General features: G+C 47.7%; 1 protein-coding gene. It reads right to left on the bottom strand.

The features are described from left to right. On the bottom strand, positions 1-405 hold a 405-nt coding region (locus C6366_RS21325), incomplete at both ends, for a hypothetical protein (RefSeq protein WP_199221630.1).

Genomic DNA, 405 nt, shown 5'->3' with positions numbered 1-405 from the left:
CCACGCGAATCGACCAAAACACCGCCACTTTTCCATGGGCCAAATGGGGAGTCGCCATAGCCATAACGCAATGTAGAGTTTGAGCTGCCCATCCCGTAATCAGGACCTGAGTAGCCACTGAAAACCGTTACATACTTGTTCCCAATCTTACGAATGGAGGAAGCCTCAAAATAGTTAAAGCTGCCCAGATCTTGATCAGGATGAATATGCGGATATACTGTTCCCTCAGGATCTCTGAGCACGCCATACCTCGAACTTGAAGGGATGAAGTAATCGATAACTTCGGTGCCAGGGCGTAATGAGTACATTGTGTTCTGATCCAGCTGTGCCGCAAATGAACGTTGAAAACCCCAATAGGCATAAGCTCTGAAACCGATTTCAAAATCGGGATCGTTTGGATCGGTC

The sequence above is a fragment of the Desulfonatronum sp. SC1 genome, assembly GCF_003046795.1.
Classification (GTDB): domain Bacteria; phylum Desulfobacterota; class Desulfovibrionia; order Desulfovibrionales; family Desulfonatronaceae; genus Desulfonatronum.
Note: the sequence above shows the minus strand (reverse complement) of the source record. Positions and strands in the feature narration are given on the sequence as shown.